16 protein-coding genes are annotated in these 20,398 nt (G+C 70.1%); 6 read left to right on the top strand and 10 right to left on the bottom strand.

All coding sequences use genetic code 11. From position 1 onward, the window contains the following. Positions 1-1,404 carry an MFS transporter gene (locus RUH65_RS07460; protein WP_313816702.1) on the bottom strand — a complete coding sequence of 468 codons (1,404 nt, stop codon included), beginning with the start codon at positions 1,402-1,404 and terminating at the stop codon, positions 1-3. A gap of 38 nt (positions 1,405-1,442) precedes the next feature. Then, positions 1,443-2,783: a cytochrome P450 gene (locus tag RUH65_RS07455; protein WP_313816701.1), complete on the bottom strand. Its 1,341-nt coding sequence runs from the start codon at positions 2,781-2,783 to the stop codon at positions 1,443-1,445. A gap of 117 nt (positions 2,784-2,900) precedes the next feature. Here RUH65_RS07455 and RUH65_RS07450 point away from each other — a divergent pair, with 117 nt between their 5' ends. Both RUH65_RS07450 and RUH65_RS07445 read left to right on the top strand, forming a co-directional pair. Next, complete coding sequence (locus RUH65_RS07450; RefSeq protein ID WP_313816699.1) at positions 2,901-3,797, top strand: LysR substrate-binding domain-containing protein; 897 nt, start codon at positions 2,901-2,903, stop codon at positions 3,795-3,797. A gap of 625 nt (positions 3,798-4,422) precedes the next feature. After that, on the top strand, positions 4,423-4,656 hold the full coding sequence (locus RUH65_RS07445; RefSeq protein ID WP_313816698.1) for a hypothetical protein: 234 nt from the start codon (positions 4,423-4,425) through the stop codon (positions 4,654-4,656). A gap of 20 nt (positions 4,657-4,676) precedes the next feature. On the opposite strand, the gene RUH65_RS07440 is transcribed toward RUH65_RS07445, so the two are convergent. The 3 genes from RUH65_RS07440 to guaA all read right to left on the bottom strand — a co-directional run bounded on the left by RUH65_RS07440 (position 4,677) and on the right by guaA (position 10,653). After that, positions 4,677-4,949 carry a hypothetical protein gene (locus RUH65_RS07440; RefSeq protein WP_313816697.1) on the bottom strand — a complete coding sequence of 91 codons (273 nt, stop codon included), beginning with the start codon at positions 4,947-4,949 and terminating at the stop codon, positions 4,677-4,679. Then, on the bottom strand, positions 4,921-8,907 hold the full coding sequence (locus RUH65_RS07435) for a DUF4011 domain-containing protein (RefSeq protein ID WP_313816695.1): 3,987 nt from the start codon (positions 8,905-8,907) through the stop codon (positions 4,921-4,923). Before RUH65_RS07435 ends, RUH65_RS07440 begins: the two co-directional genes overlap by 29 nt. Before the next feature lie 165 nt (positions 8,908-9,072). Beyond that, the gene (gene guaA, locus RUH65_RS07430; RefSeq protein WP_313816715.1) at positions 9,073-10,653 is read right to left on the bottom strand and encodes a glutamine-hydrolyzing GMP synthase; all 1,581 of its coding nucleotides are present in this window, start codon (positions 10,651-10,653) and stop codon (positions 9,073-9,075) included. A 178-nt stretch (positions 10,654-10,831) separates the two neighbouring features. Between guaA and RUH65_RS07425 the strand changes: the two genes are divergently transcribed. Further along, positions 10,832-12,271 carry an MFS transporter gene (locus tag RUH65_RS07425; protein WP_313816694.1) on the top strand — a complete coding sequence of 480 codons (1,440 nt, stop codon included), beginning with the start codon at positions 10,832-10,834 and terminating at the stop codon, positions 12,269-12,271. A gap of 35 nt (positions 12,272-12,306) precedes the next feature. On the opposite strand, the gene RUH65_RS07420 is transcribed toward RUH65_RS07425, so the two are convergent. The 5 genes from RUH65_RS07420 to RUH65_RS07400 form a co-directional block, all read right to left on the bottom strand. Continuing rightward, positions 12,307-13,248: an AEC family transporter gene (locus tag RUH65_RS07420; RefSeq protein WP_313816693.1), complete on the bottom strand. Its 942-nt coding sequence runs from the start codon at positions 13,246-13,248 to the stop codon at positions 12,307-12,309. 24 nt (positions 13,249-13,272) lie between these two features. Next, entirely contained in the window at positions 13,273-14,601 is a 1,329-nt protein-coding gene (locus tag RUH65_RS07415; protein WP_313816692.1) for an enolase C-terminal domain-like protein, read from the bottom strand. Next, positions 14,598-16,235: an aldehyde dehydrogenase (NADP(+)) gene (locus tag RUH65_RS07410; protein ID WP_313816691.1), complete on the bottom strand. Its 1,638-nt coding sequence runs from the start codon at positions 16,233-16,235 to the stop codon at positions 14,598-14,600. The genes RUH65_RS07415 and RUH65_RS07410 overlap by 4 nt, the downstream gene beginning before the upstream one ends. Positions 16,236-16,272: 37 nt before the next feature. Then, on the bottom strand, positions 16,273-17,217 hold the full coding sequence (gene kdgD / locus RUH65_RS07405; RefSeq protein WP_313816690.1) for a 5-dehydro-4-deoxyglucarate dehydratase: 945 nt from the start codon (positions 17,215-17,217) through the stop codon (positions 16,273-16,275). Positions 17,218-17,431: 214 nt separating this feature from the next. Further along, on the bottom strand, positions 17,432-18,316 hold the full coding sequence (locus RUH65_RS07400) for a LysR family transcriptional regulator (RefSeq protein ID WP_313816689.1): 885 nt from the start codon (positions 18,314-18,316) through the stop codon (positions 17,432-17,434). Between the two features lie 145 nt (positions 18,317-18,461). On the opposite strand from RUH65_RS07400, the gene RUH65_RS07395 reads away from it, so the two are divergent. The 3 genes from RUH65_RS07395 to RUH65_RS07385 form a co-directional block, all read left to right on the top strand. Then, entirely contained in the window at positions 18,462-19,463 is a 1,002-nt protein-coding gene (locus RUH65_RS07395) for a tripartite tricarboxylate transporter substrate binding protein (RefSeq protein ID WP_313816688.1), read from the top strand. 120 nt (positions 19,464-19,583) lie between these two features. Beyond that, positions 19,584-20,201 (top strand): tripartite tricarboxylate transporter TctB family protein, encoded by a 618-nt coding sequence (locus tag RUH65_RS07390; RefSeq protein WP_313816686.1) that lies wholly within the window; start codon positions 19,584-19,586, stop codon positions 20,199-20,201. A gap of 24 nt (positions 20,202-20,225) precedes the next feature. Beyond that, positions 20,226-20,398: tripartite tricarboxylate transporter permease (locus RUH65_RS07385; protein WP_313816714.1), on the top strand; the 173-nt coding region annotated here is incomplete at its 3' end.

The following is a 20,398-nucleotide window of genomic DNA, read 5'->3' as shown; positions in this document are numbered from 1 at the left end:
CTAGACCCGCGTCTCCTCGAACTCCGGGGTCCTCTCGATGGCCGGCGCACGCCTGTGGTCGAACACGGTCGCGCCGACCTCCTGTTCGGCTTGGTTGTTGATGGACAGGTTGATCCCCGGACGGTCGCGGAGCATGAGAACGGCGGTCACGGACAGCGCGGTCATGCCGAGCAGATACAGCGACACGCTGGCGCTGCTTCCGGTGGAGTTGATCAGGGCCTGTGCGATCGTCGGCGCGAACGCCCCTCCCAGGATGGCCCCGAGTGCATAGGAGATGGACACGCCGGAGAAGCGGACAGACGCCGGGAAGATCTCGCTGTACCAGGCCGCCTGCGGGCCGTAGCTGAGCCCCAGCCCCACGGTGAACAGTCCCAGCGCCAGGTACAGCAACGGCAGGGATCCGGTGTCGATGAGCCAGAACAAGGGGAAGACCATCAGCGCCTGCGCGATGAAACCTATCAAGTAGGTCCGCTTCCGGCCGATCCAGTCTGCCAGGACACCGGACAGCAAGGTGAAGAGGAACCAGGTGGCAGCGGCGAATGTGACCGCCAGCAGGACGTCGGTGCGGTCCAGACCGACAGACTCTCCGGTGGCGTAGCTGGGGATGAAGCCCCCGGTGGCCATGTAGCCCGCAGCATTGTTGCCCGCGAAGACCAGCGCCGCCAGCAGGACGAGCAGCCAGTGCTTGCGGAACAATTCCGCGATGGGCACCTTCGTCTGCTGCTTCTTCGCGGCGATCTCCTCGAACACCGGTGACTCGTCGACGGCTCGGCGGACCAGGTAGCCCACACCGATCAGCACGACACTCAGCAGGAACGGCACACGCCAGCCCCACTCGATGAAGGCCTCGCCGGGCGCGATCCATCCGGTCATGACGGCGGTGACCCCCGAGGCGAGCAACATGCCCAGCGGGACACCCAGCTGCGGAAACGCCCCGGCACGACCGCGACCGCCGGCGGGAGCGTGTTCGACGGCCATCAGCACGGCCCCACCCCATTCCCCACCGGCCGAAATCCCCTGCAGGATCCGCAGCAGGAGCAACATCACGGGTGCCAGGATGCCCGCCGTCGCGTACGTCGGCAGAACGCCGATGAGCGTGGTCGAGGCCCCCATCAGGACGAGCGTCACGACCAGCATGGGGCGTCGGCCGATCTTGTCCCCGAAGTGTCCGGCGAGGAACGCGCCGAGCGGACGGAAGAGAAAACTGATGCCCACGGACGCGAAGGCCAGCAGCAGCCCGATGGACTCCCCGGCCGGCGCGAAGAACACGTGGGCGAACACCAGGCCGGCAGCTGTGGCGTAGATGAAGAAGTCGTACCACTCGATGGTGGTGCCGACGATGGTGGCGAAGGCGACGCGTCGCTGCGTCGACCGTGACCCCTTCTCGGACAGTGTTGCGTTCACGGCTCTCCTGGTTGTCGTCTGGACGGCCTACGGGGCGCTCAGCCCCAGAGGACGGGCATTCTGGTCAGTCCCCGGAAGACCCAGCCGGCATCGACGGCCTCGTGGTCTGGATCCAGGCGCAGACCGGGCAGTCGATCGAAGAGCGCGGGCATGGCGATCTGGGCCACCTGCGCACGGGCGACCCACGTGCCGGCACAGAAATGTGCTCCACCGCCGAAGCCCAGGTGGGGTTTCTTGGGCCGGTGGATGTTGAACGTCTCGGGATCCGCGAAGACGGCGGGATCACGGTTGGCGGCGCCGAGGACGACGCCGACGCGTGAGCCTTCGGCCAGGTGCACGCCCTCCAGTTCGGTGTCCCGGGTGGTCTGCCGCGGGTACATGCCGATAGGGGCCACCCAGCGGACGGATTCTTCGAAGGCCGTGGCGTAGAGCTTGAGCTCGCCCTGGATCGAGGCCAATTGGTCCGGGTGGTTCAGCAGGGCCCAGACGGTGGTCGCCAGCACATCGCGCGGCTCGTTCAGGCCGCCGCCGATGGTCATCTTGAGGTTGGCCCGGATGGCTTCGAGCGGGATCGGCAGGGAGGCCAGCCCGGACAGCAACGAGGCGTCCGGGTGCTCGCGGAGATAGGGCAGCATCTCGTCGATGGCGGCGTCCACCTCGGCGGAGGACGCTGCGCTCTTCGCCCAGACCTCGGGGTCGTCCGCGTAGTTGCCGGTGCCGTCGATCATGGTCTGGCTCCAGCGCTGCATGTCCTGCTGCGTGGCATTGTGGAAGCCGCAGATCAGCCGCAGATTCTCCGCGGCATAGGGCGCAGCGTAGTCCCACACGAAATCCGCACCGGGACCCTTGGCCACCAATTCGTCCAGATACGTGGCGTTGTTGGACTCGAAGATCTCGTTCCAGTGCTTCTTGATGGCTCCCGGGCGCAGCGTCGTGCCGTAGGAGTCGCGGTCCACCTTGTGCTCCGGGTCGTCCTTGCGCAGCATGGAGTGCCCCATCGCACGTTTCATGAGCGAATCGGTCTCGTTGGCGGAGTACGTCTCAGCGTCCTGCTCGATCGTGTGGCAGGCGGCATAGCTGGTGACCATGTACCGGTTGACGGCCGGGACCCAGTGGACGGGGGCTTCCTCGCGCATGCGCCGGTAGATCGGGAACGGATCACGGTACAGGTCCGGAATGGTGACCCAGTCGGCCACGGGAGCCTCGCGTATCGAGGTCCCCTCCGTGGTGCTGCTATCGCTGACGCCCGCGGCGCTGGGAGCGTGCACCGCAGGTGTGGTGGAGAAAGTGGCTGACGGCGCGGAGCGGTCGGCTTGCCCGTCCGGCTGCTCGCCGGTGAAGGGACAGGCCGCGGTGTCCTGGGTTCCCGGAATGCTCATCGTGATCTCCTCGTCGCCGTCGGCGTGGTGCTGGAACTCCCTCTAATGTGGTCCAGCTCATATCCTCGGGTAAAGTGCAAAAATCTGACCAATATCCACGCTCCACGTGAGGTGCCCATGGCGCGATATACCCTGCGACAGCTGGAGACGTTCGTTGCCGTCGCCGAGAAGGGCAGTATTGCGGGCGCCGCTGAAGCACTCCATGTCTCTCAGTCCGCGGTCTCCGGCGGGCTGAACAGCCTGGAGAAGGTGTTCGATGCTCAGCTCACCATCCGACGCAAGGCGCACGGCGTGACACTGACGGCCACGGGCCGCTATGTCTTTGATCGCGCCAAGAGTCTCCTGAACGAGGCGACGGACTTGGAGCTACACGCGCGCGACACCGGTGTGGAACTTCGCGGCTCCTTGACCATCGGGTGCTACTTGACGCTGGCACCCACGGTCCTCGCCAGGCTGATAGACCACTACGGCACGCTTCACCCGCTGGTCGAGCTGGACTTCTTCGACGGTCCTCAAACGGAGGTGCAACAACGTCTGGCAGCGGGGCAGCTGGACATCGCCATCGCCTACGATCTCTCCCTCCCCGCCGGACTGCGACGGCAGCGGCTCTACAACGCCGAACCCATGATGGTGTTGGCCGAAGACCATCCGCTCGCCAGCCGGACGGAGCTCGCACTGGCCGACGTCGCCGACGAACCGATGATCCTGTTGGATGTGAACCCCAGCCGTGAGAACACCATGATGATGTTCGACTCGGCAGGACTCCAACCCAACATCCGGTTCCGCACCACCGACTACGAGGTCACCCGATCATTGGTGGGGCGAGGCATGGGTTACGCGATCCTCGTGCAGCAACCCGTCGGGGACAGATCCTACGAGGGGCGCCCGCTGGTGGTCCGCCCTATCAGGCCGGCCGTGCGGCCCGTCCCGGTGTCCATCATCCTGCCCGACCTCGTCCGTCCCTCTCAGGCGGTCACTGCCATGCTCGAGCTGGCCACGGACCTCTACGCCTGAAGCCGGCCTGCAGAACTGCCCTCCACAGTCGACGGACCGCTCTGCGCCGTCCACAATTTCCCCTCCGGCGGTAGCCGGCAGCTGGACTCCTTGATGGGATCAAGGCATGTCATCACCCACCGCCCCGTCCCGGACGTCCCGGGCCTCTCCACCATCGGCGACCCGATCCCGAAGGCGGCCTTCTCCTCGCCGCGAGCTGCGGCGGTATCGCCGCGCCGTGCGCCGGCGGATGGCCACTCCCCCACCTCCACACCTCGTGGAGCACGACGCCGGCCGGTCCCGTCCTCCAGTCGCCTCCTCCCGACGGCGCAACCGGCTGAAACTGGCCCTGGCCTCCCTACCGCTTGTCCTCGCGGTCGTCCTGCTCCTGGGCAAGGCCTTCGGCGGTCCGGCCGACTCGGGTGGCCAGGGCGCCCCGGGCGGTCCGCGCGGTTCAGGCGGTCAAGGCGGTTCGGTCGGGTCAGAATCCCAGCATGCCGGGGCGGAGGCAGTAGCGGCCGGTGACGTCGCCATGGCGGCGGTCCAGGAAGGGCACCGCCGAGCCTCTCCAGATGGGGGTACCGCATCTTCTGGCGGGGCTGGGGAGTCCCACCGCAGGCCGGTGGTCCCGACCGGGCATCGGGCCGTGACCGTGAGGTTCGCGAGCCCCGACGCCGTGGACCTGGTGGCAGCCGGAGACCGCATCGACGTCGTGGGAACGGACGGAAGCGTGCTGGAGGCCAACATCGAGGTGCTGCAGGACCGCTCCACGGAACTGGCCACCGTGCTGGTCCTGGCCGCGACCGAGGAACGAGCCCCGGAACTGGCGGCGGCCGCGGTGAATCAGGGCCTCACGCTCCTGGTGGCACCGGAACCGTAGCCTGCGTCAGTCCCCGTGCGTCAGTCCCAGTGCGGCGGGCGCTGTTCGAGCAGCCAGCGTTCACGTTCCGACAGGTTGCGCTGATCGGACAACCGTTCGTCGTGTTGGCCGGAGACCGATGGCACCGATGTCGCCGAGGCCGCTGAGGATGCGGCGCCACCCGGTTCGCCCAGGGTCGGTTCGGGCCCGTCGGCGGACGCCGGACCGGTGCCGGGCGCGTCCGCCCGGCGCTGACCGCGACGGTGAGCAACCGGACGCTCGGGGTCAGCGGGTGCCATCGTCCTGGTGCGCATCAGCGTGCGCATCGTCACGGTGATGCTCGGCGGCAGCACCGTCGAACACCGCACCGTCGAACACCGCGTCGGACGACCCAGCGCCATCCGAGACTTCCACGGCTTCCGAGTCCTCCGGTGAATCCTCCGACGAGGGGACCGGCATCGCGGCCTCGGGCAGGGCCAGGGATTCCACGGCTCCGGGGCCGCTCGGTTCCACGGGCCCGTCCTCGGCCGCGGGCAGACCCAGGTAATCGGCGATGGTCCGGGCGCATCCGGCCGGGTCGGAGAAGACGTCGATGGTCCACAGGGCGTGGTAGCGCCAGCCGCTGCGCTCGAGCTGCTGAGGTACCTGACGAGACCGCTCGCGCACGGTCATCCGGCGGTACGCCTCGGAACCATCGGAGAACATGGCGACGGGAATGGCCTGCTCCGGGGAGGACTGTGCCTCCCAGGCGGGCAGGCCCAGGGGGTTCCAGACGGCCAGGTCGATGCTCCCGGCGAAGTCCGGCAGCACGGTGGCATGACGATGAGCCAGGCGGTCGGAGAGGTCCGCCACCAGGGGGTCCCGCGGACGCGGAGAGGTGGTGTGCCCGGTGTCCTTGAGATAGGCCTCGAGGAGCCCGTAGAAGTCCGAGGCACCGTTGCCCAGCCGCTGCGGATCCAGGTCGTCCGGGTGCACACAGGTCAGCACGTGCAGGCGCTGCCGGGCACGGGTCAGGGCGGTGGCGTAGAGCTCGCGGCCACCGGCCTCGGAGAACGGCCCGAAGTGGTGCACCACGCGTCCATGCGGCGTCCGGCCGTAGCCGAGGCTGAAGATGATGTGGTCCCGGACCACGCCGTGGGCCCGGGCCATGGGGGCCACCACGAACGGCTCCCGGTCCCGGTTGAAGAAGGCGGCGGCCCACGGGTTGTTCGGCAGGTTCAACCGGATCGCCTCAGCCACGCGGCGGGCATGCAACTGGCTCGCCGTGATGACGGCCAGCGAGGCGTCCGGACGGTGGCGGATGTGCTCGAACACGAGGTCCATGGTCCGGTTGACCTCGGCCACGGTGGATTCCACGCCCTCGTCGCCGGCCCCGGGCATGCCGGTCCCGCCGGGCAGGAACTCCACGCGCACCGGATGGTCCGCCCCGGTCAGTTCGGAGGCGCCGGGCAGCATGTCCAGCGCCGAGTCGTAGAGCTGCTCGCCCAGCAGACGGGTGAGTTTGCGCTCCAGCCCGCGGTGCATGGTGGTCAGCCGGACGCTCGGCAGCACCCGCACCAGGGCGGTGAACGCCGAGTCCACCTCGCGCGGCAGCAGCACGGAAGCCGTCGGGTCCACGGAGACGTTGAAGGTCTTCGGCGAACCGGAGGTGCCGTCGCCGAACGCCACCACCTGCCGGCCGCGGCTGATCGCGCCCAGCGCGGTGCTGAGGGCGAGGGATTCAGCGTCCAGCAGCAGGACGGCGTCGAAGCCCATGTCCGCCGGGAACTCGGCCAGGGCGAGCGGGGAGGTGGTCCAGGCCGGCACCAGGGACTGGAGCAGCTCCGGTTCGAGGCCGGACAGCGACTCCGGGTCAGGGTTGCCGTCTTTGAGCAGGGACCTCAGCACGCGGGCCGAGGCCCGGTGGATGCCGGCGGTCCTGGTCCACTGCTGGGTCATCTTCCAGTTCAGGCGCTGACTGCCGCCTTCCAGGTGGGCGGTGTCCGCCAAGCGGTACTCTGCCTCGATCTTCCGCAGCGACTCGGCGTCCATCATGGCCAGGTAGTCGTCGCCGGAGATCATCGCCTCCAGCGCGGACTGCCACCAGGCCAGCTCGAGCTCGGCCCGCAGCTGGTCCGTCGGTACTTCCCGCTGCTGCAGGTCCGCCATGAGTTCCTGCAGGCCCTGCTCCCGCAGCTGGTCGCCGACGAGCGTGCGTTCAGGCAACGTCTTGAGGGTGTCCTGATCCGCCACCAGCCGGTCCAGGATCTGGCTGAGCTCGTCCACCGGCAGATTCTCCAACCGGCCCGACTCCCGCCGCGGCTCGGCGAGGACCCGCTGCAACCGCGCCATCTGGCCGGCCACCTCGGCGCCCTTGGCCGAGAGCGCCTCCAGGCCGGCCGGCACGGAGGGGTGGCGCTTGGTGGTGGCCCAGCGGGTCCACTCGGCGCGCTGGTCCTGCACGTCCACGAGGGCCTCATGCAGGTCGGAGACGTGCACGCCCGGGCGGATGTACTCCTTGGCCACCCGGCGGAGCCGGGAACGGGTCATGGAGGACATCTCGACGCCGTGCTGCTTCCGCCACTGCCCGGAGGCCGTGGCGGAGATCAGATCCGTGACCGGGCGGTCGAAGATGTCCGGGGTGAACTGGTCCAGCGAACCGCGGACAGCGGAGAGCAAATGGATCTGGCGGACCCACTCAGCGAAGGTCCCGCCGGTGGCCAGCTGGGCCTGCTCGGTGGCCTGGTCCAGCTGTTCTCGCAGCACGGGCAGGGCGGCGGCCAGGTCTTCGGCCAGTCCGTAGGCGTCTTCGGTCTCCTGCACGTTGCGCAACCGCGCCCCGTACCAGGGGCTCTCCGTGGAGGAGCGGGAGAAGGCCCCGAGTTCCCCGGCGCGGATGAACGTCGCGGCGGTCTCCTCACGGTTGACGGTGGCGTCCAGCACGGAGCGCTTGAGGCGAACGGTGGTGGAGGGGGCCGGATCCATCGCGGTGAGCGAGGCCAGTGACTGCATGGCCTGGAAGGGCGAGCAGCCCCAGCGCTCCCGCACGTTGTGCAGGCTGCGCAGGTGGTCCCGCAACTGGTGGCGGCGCTCCACGAGGGTGGCGTTGAGCCGGTTGGTTCCCGGTTCCTGGGCCCGCTCCACCCGCAGCAGGGCCTGGATGAGCTGACGGCGCATCAGCTCGGGGGTGGCCGCCGCCGGGATGTCCAGCGCCAACGAGTCCAGGTCCACGGAGCCCAGGCGGCGCCGGAAGTCCTCCAGGGTGGCGGTGCGCTCGGCCACCACGAGCACGCGCTTGCCGTCCCCGGCGAGCTGCGCCACGGCGTTGGCCGCGGTCTGCGTCTGGCCCGTTCCGGGAGGGGTGACGACCACCAGGTCGTGGCCGGCCGCGATGTGGTCGAGGGCCCGCTGCTGCGACGGGTCCGCGTCGAGGATCAGGCTTTCGGCGCTCGGGTCCCGCTCGTCGACCGGCGGCAGTCCCGTCTCCGGCAGTGCCGCGCGGCGCGGGACCATGCCCGAACCGGCGTCATACAGTGCGGAGACCACCGGGTGGGTGGAGTCCACCACGTCCACGGACGCGGTGTCCGCCAGATCGGCGAAAGTGGACACGAGCAGGCGGTGCTCCACCACCAGCCCGCGGACCTCGCGGCCCTGCGAGCGCAACAACTCCATGGCCGGCATGGGCTCGAGCTTGGCGGTGGCGTAGGCGGCGCGCAGGTAGTCGTCCGCATCCAGCACGATCCCGTGGTGGTCCCGGAAGTAGCGGGCGAGGGCCGGGTTGAGCCGGGCCCGGTCCGAGATCTGCAGCTCGTAGTCGTCCTGCTCGCCCCGCAGCGTCAGGCTCAGCCGGGCCAGCATCACAGGCGCGGACATCTGCGTGGAGCGGCCGTCCTCGATGACGCGCCAAGTCGCCAGGCCGGTGGCCAGGTACCCGACATCGACGCCGCGGTCCTCGGCCAGCTCCTGGATCTTGCCGCGCAGCTGACGGGCCGCACCGCGGGCGTGCAGGAACGCGTCGGCGTCCCTCAGCAGGGTGGACAGGCGCGTGCGGCGCCCGGACATGAACTGGCTCAGCCCGGAGGGGTGCGAGTGCGAGATGTCGATGCTGTTCGCACCGGACGGGGCGAAGCGCAGCATCGTGTCGTTCTCGGTGCCCGAGCCCAGCGAGGCCAGCCACGCCGGGAAGGTGAGGCGGGAGTCGGACTCGGCGGGGCCGTCGTCGGGCAGGCCCGTGTCCCTGCCCCCGTGGAGGCGAGGCGCCGCGGGGCTCTGCTGGGGGTCCTGCTCAGTCACAGTTGTCCTTCCTGCCGCCGGCCGCCTCCCCGCCCTGCCCACGACGGCGGCCGGTGCGGTGGGGCCGCGGGGCACCAATGCTTGGTTCCACGGTACACAGGCGCACCGCGGATTCCCCCGAGGGAAACGGGCCGGTTCCCCGGCATCCGCCTCCTGACGGGGGTCTTACTCCCACTCGATGGTTCCCGGGGGCTTGCTGGTCACGTCCAGGACCACCCGGTTGATGCCGTCCACCTCGTTGGTGATGCGGTTGGAGATCCGCGAGAGCAGGTCGTACGGCAACTGGGCCCAGTCAGCGGTCATCGCGTCCTCGGACGTGACCGGCCGCAGCACCACGGGGTGGCCGTAGGTGCGGCCGTCACCCTGCACGCCCACGGAGCGGACATCGGCCAGCAGCACCACGGGGCACTGCCAGATGTGGCGGTCCAGGCCGGCTGCGGTCAGTTCCGCGCGGACGATCGCGTCGGCCTGGCGGAGCAGGTCCAGGCGTTCCCGCGTCACCTCGCCGATGATGCGGATGCCCAGGCCGGGCCCCGGGAAGGGCTGGCGCCAGACGATCTCATCCGGCAGGCCGAGCTCGGAGCCCACGGCGCGGACCTCGTCCTTGAACAGGGCGCGCAGCGGCTCGACGAGCTCGAACTCGATGTCCTCCGGCAGCCCGCCCACGTTGTGGTGGCTCTTGATGTTCGCGGTGCCCTCGCCCCCGCCGGATTCCACGACGTCCGGGTAGAGCGTGCCCTGGACCAGGAACTTCACGTCCTTGGCCTCCGGGTCATGGCGGGACTCGGCGATGATGTCCGCCTGCGCCTTCTCGAAGGTGCGGATGAACTTCTCGCCGATGATCTTGCGCTTGGCCTCCGGGTCCGTCACGCCGGCCAGCGCCTCCAGGAACACGTCCTCGGCGTCCACCATGATCAGCTTGGCGCCGCCGGTGGCCGCGCCGAACGCCTTCTCGATCTCCTCGGACTCGTTCTGGCGCATCAGGCCGTGGTTGACGTAGACACAGGTCAGCTGGTCTCCCACGGCGCGCTGGACCAGGGCGGCGGCGACGGCGGAGTCCACGCCGCCGGACAGACCGCAGATGGCCCGGTGCTCGCCGACCTGCTCGCGGATCAACTCGACCTGCTCCTCGATCACAGAGGTGGTGGTCCAGGTGTCCTTCAGACCGGCACCGTGGTGCAGGAAGTTGCGCAGCACCTCCTGGCCGCGCTCGGAGTGGCCGACCTCCGGGTGCCACTGCACGCCGTAGACCTTCTTCTCCGGACTCTCGAACGCCGCCACGGGGGCACCCGGGGTGCGGGCCGTGACGGAGAAGCCGGCCGGGGCCTCGGTCACGGAATCGGCATGGCTCATCCACACGACCTGGTCCACGTCCTGCCCGGCGAAGAGCACCGAGGTGGAGCCGATGGCCTCCAGCCGGGTGGAGCCGTATTCCCGGGTGTCGGTCTTGGACACGGTGCCGCCGAGTGCCTGGGCGATCGACTGGAAGCCGTAGCACAGGCCCAGCACGGGGACGCCGGCCTCGAGGAGTTCCGGGTCGAGCCCGGGCGCGCCCTCGGCATAGACCGAGGAGGGGCCGCCGGAGAGGATCAGGGCGGCGGGCTTGCGGGCCAGGATGTCCTCGGCCGAGAGCGTGTGCGGGACGACCTCGGAGTACACGTTGGCCTCGCGCACGCGGCGGGCGATCAGCTGGGCGTACTGGGCGCCGTTGTCCACCACGAGCACGGTCGGGAAGTCAGCGGCGATCTGCGGGTTGTCCGGGGTGTCCGGCCGGTGGTCCGGTGCTGGGGTCTGGTCGTCAGCCTGGGAGGAAGTCACCCGTCAAGGATAGTGCAGGTACGGCACGGCCCGGGGCGTTGCACCGTGGCGGCCGGAGGGCACCATCCGGGCGCTGCTCGAGCGATGTTCGGGCAGAATGTCCACTGTGGCCGACTCCGCGTTATCCGATGATCCAGCGCTGCTTCCGGAGGCCCGGGCGGCCCAGCGCCGTGCGGTCCGCGTCCTGGGCACCGCCCAGGTCTTCTCCGGGTTGGGCAACGGCGCCACGCTGTCCCTGGGCTCGATCCTGGCCGTGGAGCTCTCGGGCGCCGAGTCCACCGCCGGCTTTGTCAACACCGCCATGACGCTCGGCTCGGCGGCGGTGTCCATCCCACTGTCCACCCTGGCGGTACGGCGCGGACGGCGGGTCGCCCTGGGGATCGGCCTGGCCGCAGGGCTGCTGGGGCAGGCCCTCATGGTGGCCGCCGTGGTCACCCGGTTCTTCCCCGTCCTGTTGCTGGGCGCCTTCCTGGTGGGATTCGCCGCCGCCGTGAACCTGCAGGCCCGGTTCGCCGTCACGGACCTGTCCGAGCCGCGGCACCGTGGACGGGATCTGTCCGTGGTGGTCTGGGCCGTCACCGTGGGCGCCGTGGTGGGGCCCAACATGGTGGGCCCGGGCGCCGTGGTGTCCGGCTGGCTCGGGCTGCCCGTCCATGCCGGCCCCTTCCTGATCTCCGGCGCCGGCATGGCCGTGGGCGCCGCCATCATCCTGACCGGCCTGCGCCCGGATCCACTCCTGTTGCGCCGGTGGCTGGAGGAGACCGCGGAGAGCCCGACGTCGGCCGGGCACGGCGCCGAGACCATGGCGCCCGATCCTGGCCCCGGGGCAGGCGAGCCGAGCATCCCCGCGGTGCCCGGGACTGCCGTCGTCGCCCCTGGCTTCCGGCCCTCTGGGCGCGCCCGGATCTCCCCACGCTCCGGCGGGTGGGCCGCCGGGTGGCGGATCGTGCGAGCTCAGCCCACCGCGCTGGCCGCCGTGCTCACCGTGGCCGGCGCCCACGCCGCGATGGTCGGCCTGATGTCCATGACACCCTTGCACCTGCAGCACGAGGCGGGGCTGACGAGCAGTGAGCTGGGGCAGCATCCGGACACGGTGGTGCTGATCGGCTTCACCCTGTCCCTGCACGTGGCCGGGATGTATGCCCTCTCCCCCGTCATGGGCCTGCTCGCGGACCGCCTCGGCCCGGCCCGGGTGGCCGGTGCCGGGCTGACGGTGCTCGTGGCCGCGGCGGCCTTGATGGGATGGTTCCTCCATCAGCACGCCGCCGTGGTGACCGGCCTCATCCTGCTCGGCCTGGGCTGGTCGGCCGCCACGGTGGCCGGATCCACTCTGCTCGTGGCCGCCCTGCGCCCGGCCGACCGGGTCCCCGCCCAGGGCTTCTCGGACGCGGTGATGTCCTTGGCGGCGGCGGTCAGCTCGCTCGCGGCGGGCCCGATCATGGGCGGCCTCGGCTTCACGGGACTCTCGGCCGCACTGGCGGGCGTAGTGGTGCTGTGCGGGATCGGGGTGGCCGCGCTCGTCCGCGGGCAGCCTGTCCGGCCGTAGTCAGGGTTCCGGGCCGGCGCCTCAGACGCTCCGGGTCAGGGCCCCAGCAGCAGGGCGACCACCAGGATGACCGGCAGGGACAGCACCGCACTGGAGAACACGATGTCCCGCACCAGCAGGTTGGGCAGCTTGAACTGGCTGGAGAACAGGTACACGTTCTGCGCCGTGGGCAGGGCGGCCATCGCCACCACTCCGAACAGCTCGGCACCCTGAAGACCGAAGGCGAGATCGCCCAGCAGCCAGGCCGCCGCCGGCATCAGGGCCAGCTTGACCACGGATCCCCAGACGATGTCCGGCAACTGAGCGCGGTCACGGAACGGGCGCTGGGTGGCCAGGGACAGTCCGAAGGCGAACAACAGCAGGGGGATGGAGGCCTGGCCGAGCATCTCCAACGGCGTCCAGAGGACCTCGGGCGGGGTGAAGTCCGCCAACGCCAAGACGGCGCCGAGGGCCGTGCCGACGGTGACGGGGTTGGCCACCGAGCGCAGGATCGTGCGCGCCAACCGGGGCTGGGCGGAACCGGCCTGACGTGAGAGCAGCCCGAAGAGCGTCAGGTAGACCGGTGCGATCACCAGCAACTGAGTCACCAGCACGGACACCGCCGGCACGGAGCTGCCCACCGCGTAGAGGGCGATGGGCAGGCCGATGTTACCGGCGTTGACGTAGGAGGAGGACATGGCCCCCACCGCGGTCTGGGCCGCCGGGCGCTTCAGCACCAGCCAGCTGACCAGGGCGTACACCCCACCGGCGACGACCGCCGTGGCCAGGGCAGCCGGCGCGTAGACACCCACGAGGGCCCGCAGGTCGATCTCCGCCACCAGTACCACCATGAGCAGCGGGTTGGTGATGTAGTAGATCGTCGGGGTGAGGCCCACCTGGATCTGACGGGTGGTGTCCCGTGGCAGGAGCACGGCGGACAGCAGCCCGATCCCGATGATGATCAGGACGATGCTGAATCCGAGCAATACCCCTTCCACAGGCCAGAATGCTACCGGCCCGTGTCAGCGGACCAGGCAGGGTCGCTTCGCGTCGAACTCCCACCCCGGGATGAGGTACTGCATGGACACCGCATCGTCGCGGGCACCGAGGCCCTCCTCCAGGTACAGCTGATGTGCCTCGGCCAGTCGCTCGCGGTCCAGCTCGACCCCCAGCCCCGGTGCGTCCGGGACCCGGACCTCGCCGCCCGAGATCCGCGGCGGATCCACGGTGAGCCCCTGCCCGTCCTGCCAGATCCAGTGCGTGTCCAGAGCGGTGATCTCCCCCGGCGCCGCGGCACCGGCATGGGTGAACATCGCCAGCGAGATGTCGAAGTGGTTGTTCGAGTGGGAGCCCCAGGTCAGGCCGAACTCGTGGCACAGCTGCGCCACCCGGACGGAGCCGGCCATGGTCCAGAAGTGCGGGTCCGCCAGCGGGATGTCCACGGCGTTGGTGCGGATGGCGTGGGCCATCTCCCGCCAGTCCGTGGCGATCATGTTCGTGGCGGTCTGCAGCCCGGTGGCGCGCCGGAATTCGGCCATGACCTCGCGGCCGGAGAACCGGCCCTCGGGCCCACACGGGTCCTCGGCGTAGGCCACCACGCCGCGCATGCGCCGGCCCAGGCGCACGGCCTCCTCCAGAAGCCAGCCCCCGTTGGGGTCCAGGGTGATCCGGGCGTCCGGGAACCGCTCCTTGAGGGCGACGACGGCATCCACCTCGAGATCCCCGGCGTGAACTCCGCCCTTGACCTTGAAGTCCTGGAACCCGTAGCGGGCCTGGGCGGCCTCGGCCAAACGCACCACGGCCTGGGGCGTCATGGCCTTCTCGCGGCGGACGCGCTCCCAGTCGTCCGCCCCGTCCGGCTCACGCAGGTAGGGCAGATCGGTGGAATCGGGGTCCCCCACGTAGAACAGGTAGCCGAGCATGGGAACGGCATCCCGCTGCTGCCCGTCACCGAGCAGCTCGGCCACGGGGACGCCGAGGGACTGGCCGTGGAGGTCCAACAGGGCCGACTCGATCGCGGTGACGGCATGCACGGTGGTGCGCAGATCGAAGGTCTGCAGCCCCCGCCCACCGAGGTCACGATCGGCGAAGGTGGCGGCGATCTCCCGCAGCAGGCTGCGGAACCTGGCCACGGGGCGGCCGGTGATCAGACGTCCGGCCTCCTCGAGTGTGGCGCGGATCTTCTCCCCTCCGGGTACCTCACCGAGACCGGTGCGGCCGTCCGAGTCAGTGATGATGACGATGTTGCGGGTGAAGAACGGACCGTGTGCCCCGGAGAGGTTGAGCAGCATGGAATCGTGTCCCGCCACGGGGACGACCTCGATGCCGGCGATCGTGGGCTGCGTGATCATCGCTGTGGTGCTCCGGTCTGTTCGGCCACCGTGAACTCTCCGTCCACGCGGCGGTTCAGGTGCCAGGGATTGGACTGGCGCACCGGTGCCGGCAGGAGGGCCTCTGGAAGATCCTGGTAGGCCACCGGGCGCAGGAAACGCTCAATCGCCAAGGTGCCGACCGACGTCGTCCGGGAGTCCGAGGTCGCGGGGAACGGCCCGCCATGGACCATGGCGTGACCCACCTCCACCCCGGTGGGCCAGGCGTTGGCGAGGATGCGCCCGACCTTGCGTTCCAGCTCCGGGATGAGCGGAGCCGCGCCGGCGTGATCTGCGTCGGTCAGGTGCAGGGTGGCCGTCAGCTGACCCTCCATGCGGCGGGTCGCGGCGATGAGCTCGTCCAGGGAACCGTAGCGGATGAACAGCGAGGCTGCGCCGAAGATCTCCTCGTGCAGGATCTCGTTGGCCTGGAAGGTGTCCACATCGGTGCCGTAGACCACCGGCGCCGGGGAGTTCTCGGTGGGGCCGGCCTGCCCCTGTCCCACCGCCTGGACCCCGTCCTGCGCGGACAGCCGGGCGACGCCGTCGGTCCAGGAGGTGGCGATGCCCGCGGTGAGCATGGTCTGCCCGGCCTGCTCGGCCAGGGAGCGGGACACCGCGGCGGCGAAGCGGTCCCCTGCCGTCCCGGCCGGGACGAACACCAGGCCCGGGGCCGTGCACAACTGACCGGAGGATCCGGTGAGGGACCCGACGAAGGAGGCGGCGAGCGCTTCGACAGCCTCGTCGTTCCCGGACAGGGCCCCCTCGAAGAAGTAGACCGGGTTGATGGAACTCATCTCGGCATAGACCGGGATGGGCTCGGGGCGGGCGGCGGCGGTGGCCATCAGGGCGGTGCCGGCGCCGCGGGATCCGGTGAAGCCGACGGCCTTGATCCTCGGATCGGCCACGAGCGCCTGGCCCACGGAGGCGCCAGGACCGTAGATGAGGGAGAAGACACCGGGATGCAGGCCGAGCTCCTCGACGGCATCCGCGATGGCCCGGCCGACGATCTCGCCCGTGCCGGGATGCGCGTTGTGGGCCTTGAAGACCACGGGACAGCCGGCGGCCAGCGCCGATGCGGTGTCGCCACCCGCGGTGGAGAAGGCCAGCGGGAAGTTGCTCGCGCCGAACACCGCCACGGGCCCCAACGGCACCTTGCGCTGGCGGATGTCAGCCCGCGGGGCAGGGGCGCGGTCCGGCTGGGCCGGGTCCACGCGGACGCCGTGGTGGTCGCCCTGACGCACCACGCGGGCGAACAGGCGCAGCTGGCCGGTGGTCCGCCCGGTCTCGCCGGTCAGGCGGGCCTCGGGCAGTCCAGTCTCGGCCATCGCGCGGGCCACCAGTTCCTCCCGGGACGCCTCGATGTTGTCCGCGACCCGGTCCAGGAAGGCGGCATGCGTCTCCGGGTCCAGGGTGCTGAAGGACGCGAAGGCCTCCTCGGCGGCGGCCGTGGCCCGCGTCAGCTGATCGTTGTCGATCAGCGTGTAGGCCGGCTCCAGGGGCTCGTTGGTGGCCGGGTTGTACCCGTGTGTGGTGCCCCCGGTTCCGGGCAGGGACGAGCCGGCGACGATCGAATGGCCGGTCAGGGTGGTGTCGGTGGAGGGAGTGGTCGTCATGGGGTGCTCCTTCGGGTCGTTCAGGCGATGGAGTGGGTCAGGCGATGGAGGCCGGGGCCGCCGGACGGATGCCGGCCTGTTCGATGAGGGCCGCCAGGTCCGCCTGGTCCTGCTCGGTCAGATCGTGCAGCGGCGGGCGGACCACCCCGGCGTGGCGGCCGATGGCCCGGATGCCGGCCTTGACGATGGAGACCCCGAAGCCCTTGCCGCGGTCACGGATCTCCAGGTACGGCAGCACGAAGCGGTTGAGCTTCTCCGTGACGGCGTCCCGGTCCTGGTTGCGCACATCGCGGTAGAAGTCGAGCGCGAACTCGGGGACGAAGTTGAACATCGCCGAGGAGTAGGTGCTCATGCCCAGCTGCAGCAGGGGCAGGGCGAAGGTCTCGGCCGTGGGCAGGCCGCCCAGGTAGAACATGCGGTCGCCGTTGCGGGCGTAGACCTTGGCGAGGTGTTCGATGTCCCCGATGGCGTCCTTGAACCCGATGAAGTTCTCGTGGCGGCGGGCCAGTTCGGCGACGGTCTCGGCCGAGTAGATGGCGTTGGCGCGGTTGTAGACGATCGCCGCGGTCCGGGTGGAGCCAATGATGGCCGAGGCGTGCTCCAGGAGCCCCTGCTGGTCGCACTCGGTCAGGTAGGGCGGCAGCAGGAGGATGCCCTCGGCACCGGCGGCCTCGGAGGCCTGTGCCTGAGCGATGGCCTGACGGGTGGACCCGCCGGCCGAGCCGAGCACCGGCACCTCCGGGCGGGAGGACTCGACGGCGGCGCGCACCACCTGGGCGTGCTCCTCACCGGTGAGGGAGAATCCCTCTCCGGTGCCGCCGGCGGCGAACAGGCCGGCGACATCGTGGCCCGACTGCCAGGAGACGTGCTCGCGCAGAGCCGTCTCGTCTACGGACAGGTCCGCGTCGAAAGGCGTGACGGGGAAGGAGAGCAGGCCCTCCTTGAGGCGAGCGGCGAGTTCCTGCGGGGTGTACTGGGCCACGAAGACCATCCTCCTAGTCGGCAACGCGGGGCTTCCACGCTGGGGGCTGGACGGCTTCCTCGCCGTTCACTGACCACCGTAGGAAGCCGCCGTCATTCCTGTCCAAGGCATAGTTTGTATCCTTCGATACCTTGACGGCATGGTCAGGGCGAATGCTCGTGGCGAGGGCCCGGCGCCGGGCCGACGCCGGCCCCTGAGCGGGGCTTCGGCCAGGTCACTCGGCGTCGGCTTCCAGCAGGTCCAACACCCGCCTCAGGGCGGGGTTGGCGTTGTGCTGGTGCCACAGGGCATGCAACTGCACGGCTCCCTGGGCCACCGGGCCGAGCTCCAGGTAACGGACGCCGTCCACGCCCAGCATCCGGGCGCTGGCCGGGACGAAGGCCACGCCCCGCTGGGCCCGGACGAGGGCCACCATGGTGGTGATCTGGCCGACGGTGTGGACCACCTGCCCGTGGTCGATCGAGATCATGCGCACGATCAAGTCGTAGAAGTACCGGGCGGTCAGCGGCGAGTGCATGATCAGGGGCACTCCTCTCAGGTCCGCCTCCCCGACGCCCCCGCGCACTTCCGTGAGCGGGTGCCCGGAGGGCACGGCAAGGACGAGGTCCTCGGCCAGGAGCAGATGGGACTCGAACGTCTCGGCATCGAACGGCGGCCGCGCCAGGCCCAGATCCAGCGAGCCCTCCAGCAGGGACGCCGCCTGGTGCCGGGTGACCAGCTCGGACAGCTCGAGGGTGACCCGGGGCAGCGTCTCCGAGATCGCGGTGAGCAACTCCCCCAGGACGCCGAAACCGGCGGCGGCCGTGAAGCCGATCCGGACGATGCCCTCCTGCCCGGAGGCGATCGAGCGCGCCGCGGCGGGCGCCCGCTGAGCGGCGGCCAGCAGTTCGCGGGATTCGGCCAGGAAGGCCACGCCGGCAGCGGTGAGCTCCACGGTGCGATGGTCCCGGTTCAGGAGCGTGACCTGCAGCGAACGCTCCAGCTTCTGGATCTGACGACTCAGCGGGGGTTGCGTCATCTGCAGGCGTTCGGCCGCGCGTCCGAAGTGGAGTTCCTCAGCCACGGCCACGAAGCACCGGATCTGGTCGAGCGTGAACATGATGCCCTCCGGGTATCACAATATGCACTAATGGGTTTGGACATGCATCCTAGGGCCTCCCTAGGCTCGGAACTCTTCCAGGGCGTGAGCCACTTCACAGCCCGTCGCACCGTATCCACTGCCCCATATCAAGGAGCGCTCGGACATGAGACCCACCATCACCCGCCGCACAGCCCTGTCCGCCGCAGCCGTCACCGTGCTGCTGACCGCCACCGCGTGCGGCGGCAACGTCGGCGGAGGCGGCGGTTCCGAATCAGCCGCCTTTCCGGAGGGCCCCGTCACCCTGACCGTCGGCCAGGCCGCCGGCGGTTCGACCGACCTCATCGCCCGCGCCCTGGGCGAGGGGATGTCCGAGGACCTCGGCCAGCCCGTCAACGTGGTCAACCAGCCGGGCGCCAACGGGGCCGTGGCCACCAAGGAGGTGGCCGGCAAGGAAGCCGACGGCCACGAGTTGGTCCTGCTGAACGCCTCCCTCATCACCATCACCCCGCTCGCCGTCTCCGAGGAGGAGGCCGTGGACCTGGAGAACCTGGACGTCATCAAGGGCCTGTCCCAGGACGACTACGTGCTCGTGGCCTCCGAGGAGTCCGGCTTCGAGACCCTCGAGGACATCCAGGCCGCCGAGGACCTCGCCTATGGCACCACCGGCGTGGGCACCGGCTCCCAGCTGGCCCAGGCCATCCTGTTCGCCGAGGCGGAGGTGGAGGGCACCGAGGTCCCCTTCGACTCCGGTTCCCCCGCCCTGACCGCCGTGATGGGCAACCAGGTCCAGGTGGCCACCATCCAGCTGGGCGAGGCCAAGCCGCAGATCGACGCCGGCACCGTCACGCCGATCCTGACCTTCTCCGCCGAGCGCAACGAGTTCCTGCCGGACACCCCGACCGCCACCGAGGCCGGCTATGACATCCCGGTGTCCCAGTACCGCGCGCTGGCCGCGCCGAAGGGCCTCCCGGATGAGACGAAGACCCGCCTGGTGGAGGCCGCCGACGCGACCCTGGCCACCGAGTCCTACCAGTCCTTCAACGAAGGCAATCTCTTGACCCCGCACGAGATCTCCGGCGAGGAGGTCGTCACCGAATGGAACGACCTGCGGGACCGGTACGCCGAGCTCGTCGAGGAGCACGGCATCTCACTGACCGGGGACTGATCCCCCGCGCCAGCCCCGTACTCCGCCAGCTGCCCGATGCCGGCCCGGTCGCCTCGCGCGTGACCCGGCCGAGCCGGCGTCGGGCTCGATCCCCCGCACGCCCAGGAATGGAGCGACACCATGATGTCCACCGCCCCCGAGAATGCCGGCCGCGCGGACGCGGCCGGTCCCGGTACGGAGCCGGAATCCGCTCCTTCCGCCGGCCCCGCAGACCACTCCGATCTCCATGATCCGGCCGAGCCCGCCGACCTCACTCCCGAGGAGCTGGCCGAGAAGTGGGCCGCCGAGGGGCCGCCACCGGCGGGACCCATGGCCAACGCGGCCGCCTCCCTGGTGGTGCTCGCCCTGGGCGTTCTCGGTGTCATCGTCGCGGTCGGCCTCGGGGTCGGCGACGTCACCAACCCGGACGCCGGCACCTGGCCGCTGGCCGTCAGTGTCCTGATCTGTGCACTGGCCCTCGCCCAACTGGTCGTCGGCCGCCACGGAGGCGCGGACGGCGAGAAGTTCACGAGATATTCGGCGATCACCTTCGTCGGGTTCCTCACCCTGATCGGCATGGTGATCCTGGTCCCGCTCCTCGGCTTCGAGGTGCCCTCACTGGCGCTGTGCATCATCTGGATGAGATTCCTCGGCGGGGAGAGCTGGCGTTCGGCGCTGCTCTACTCCGTGATCGTGGTCGCCGCGTTCTACGCCATCTTCATCGCCGCCCTGGGCACCTCCATCCCCCACCTGATCTGACCCCGCAGACTTCAAAGGACCCCCATGGATTTCCTCCAGCCCGTCCTGGACGGCTTCGGCGTCGTCCTCGACCCGGCCAACCTCCTGTACTGCCTGCTCGGCGTCACCGTCGGCATGCTGATCGGCGTGCTGCCCGGCCTCGGCCCGGCCGCCACGATCGCGATCCTGCTGCCCCTGACGTACGGCGTGGAGCCCGT

The sequence above is a fragment of the Citricoccus sp. genome, assembly GCF_032154715.1.
Classification (GTDB): Bacteria; Actinomycetota; Actinomycetes; order Actinomycetales; family Micrococcaceae; genus Citricoccus.
Note: the sequence above shows the minus strand (reverse complement) of the source record. Positions and strands in the feature narration are given on the sequence as shown.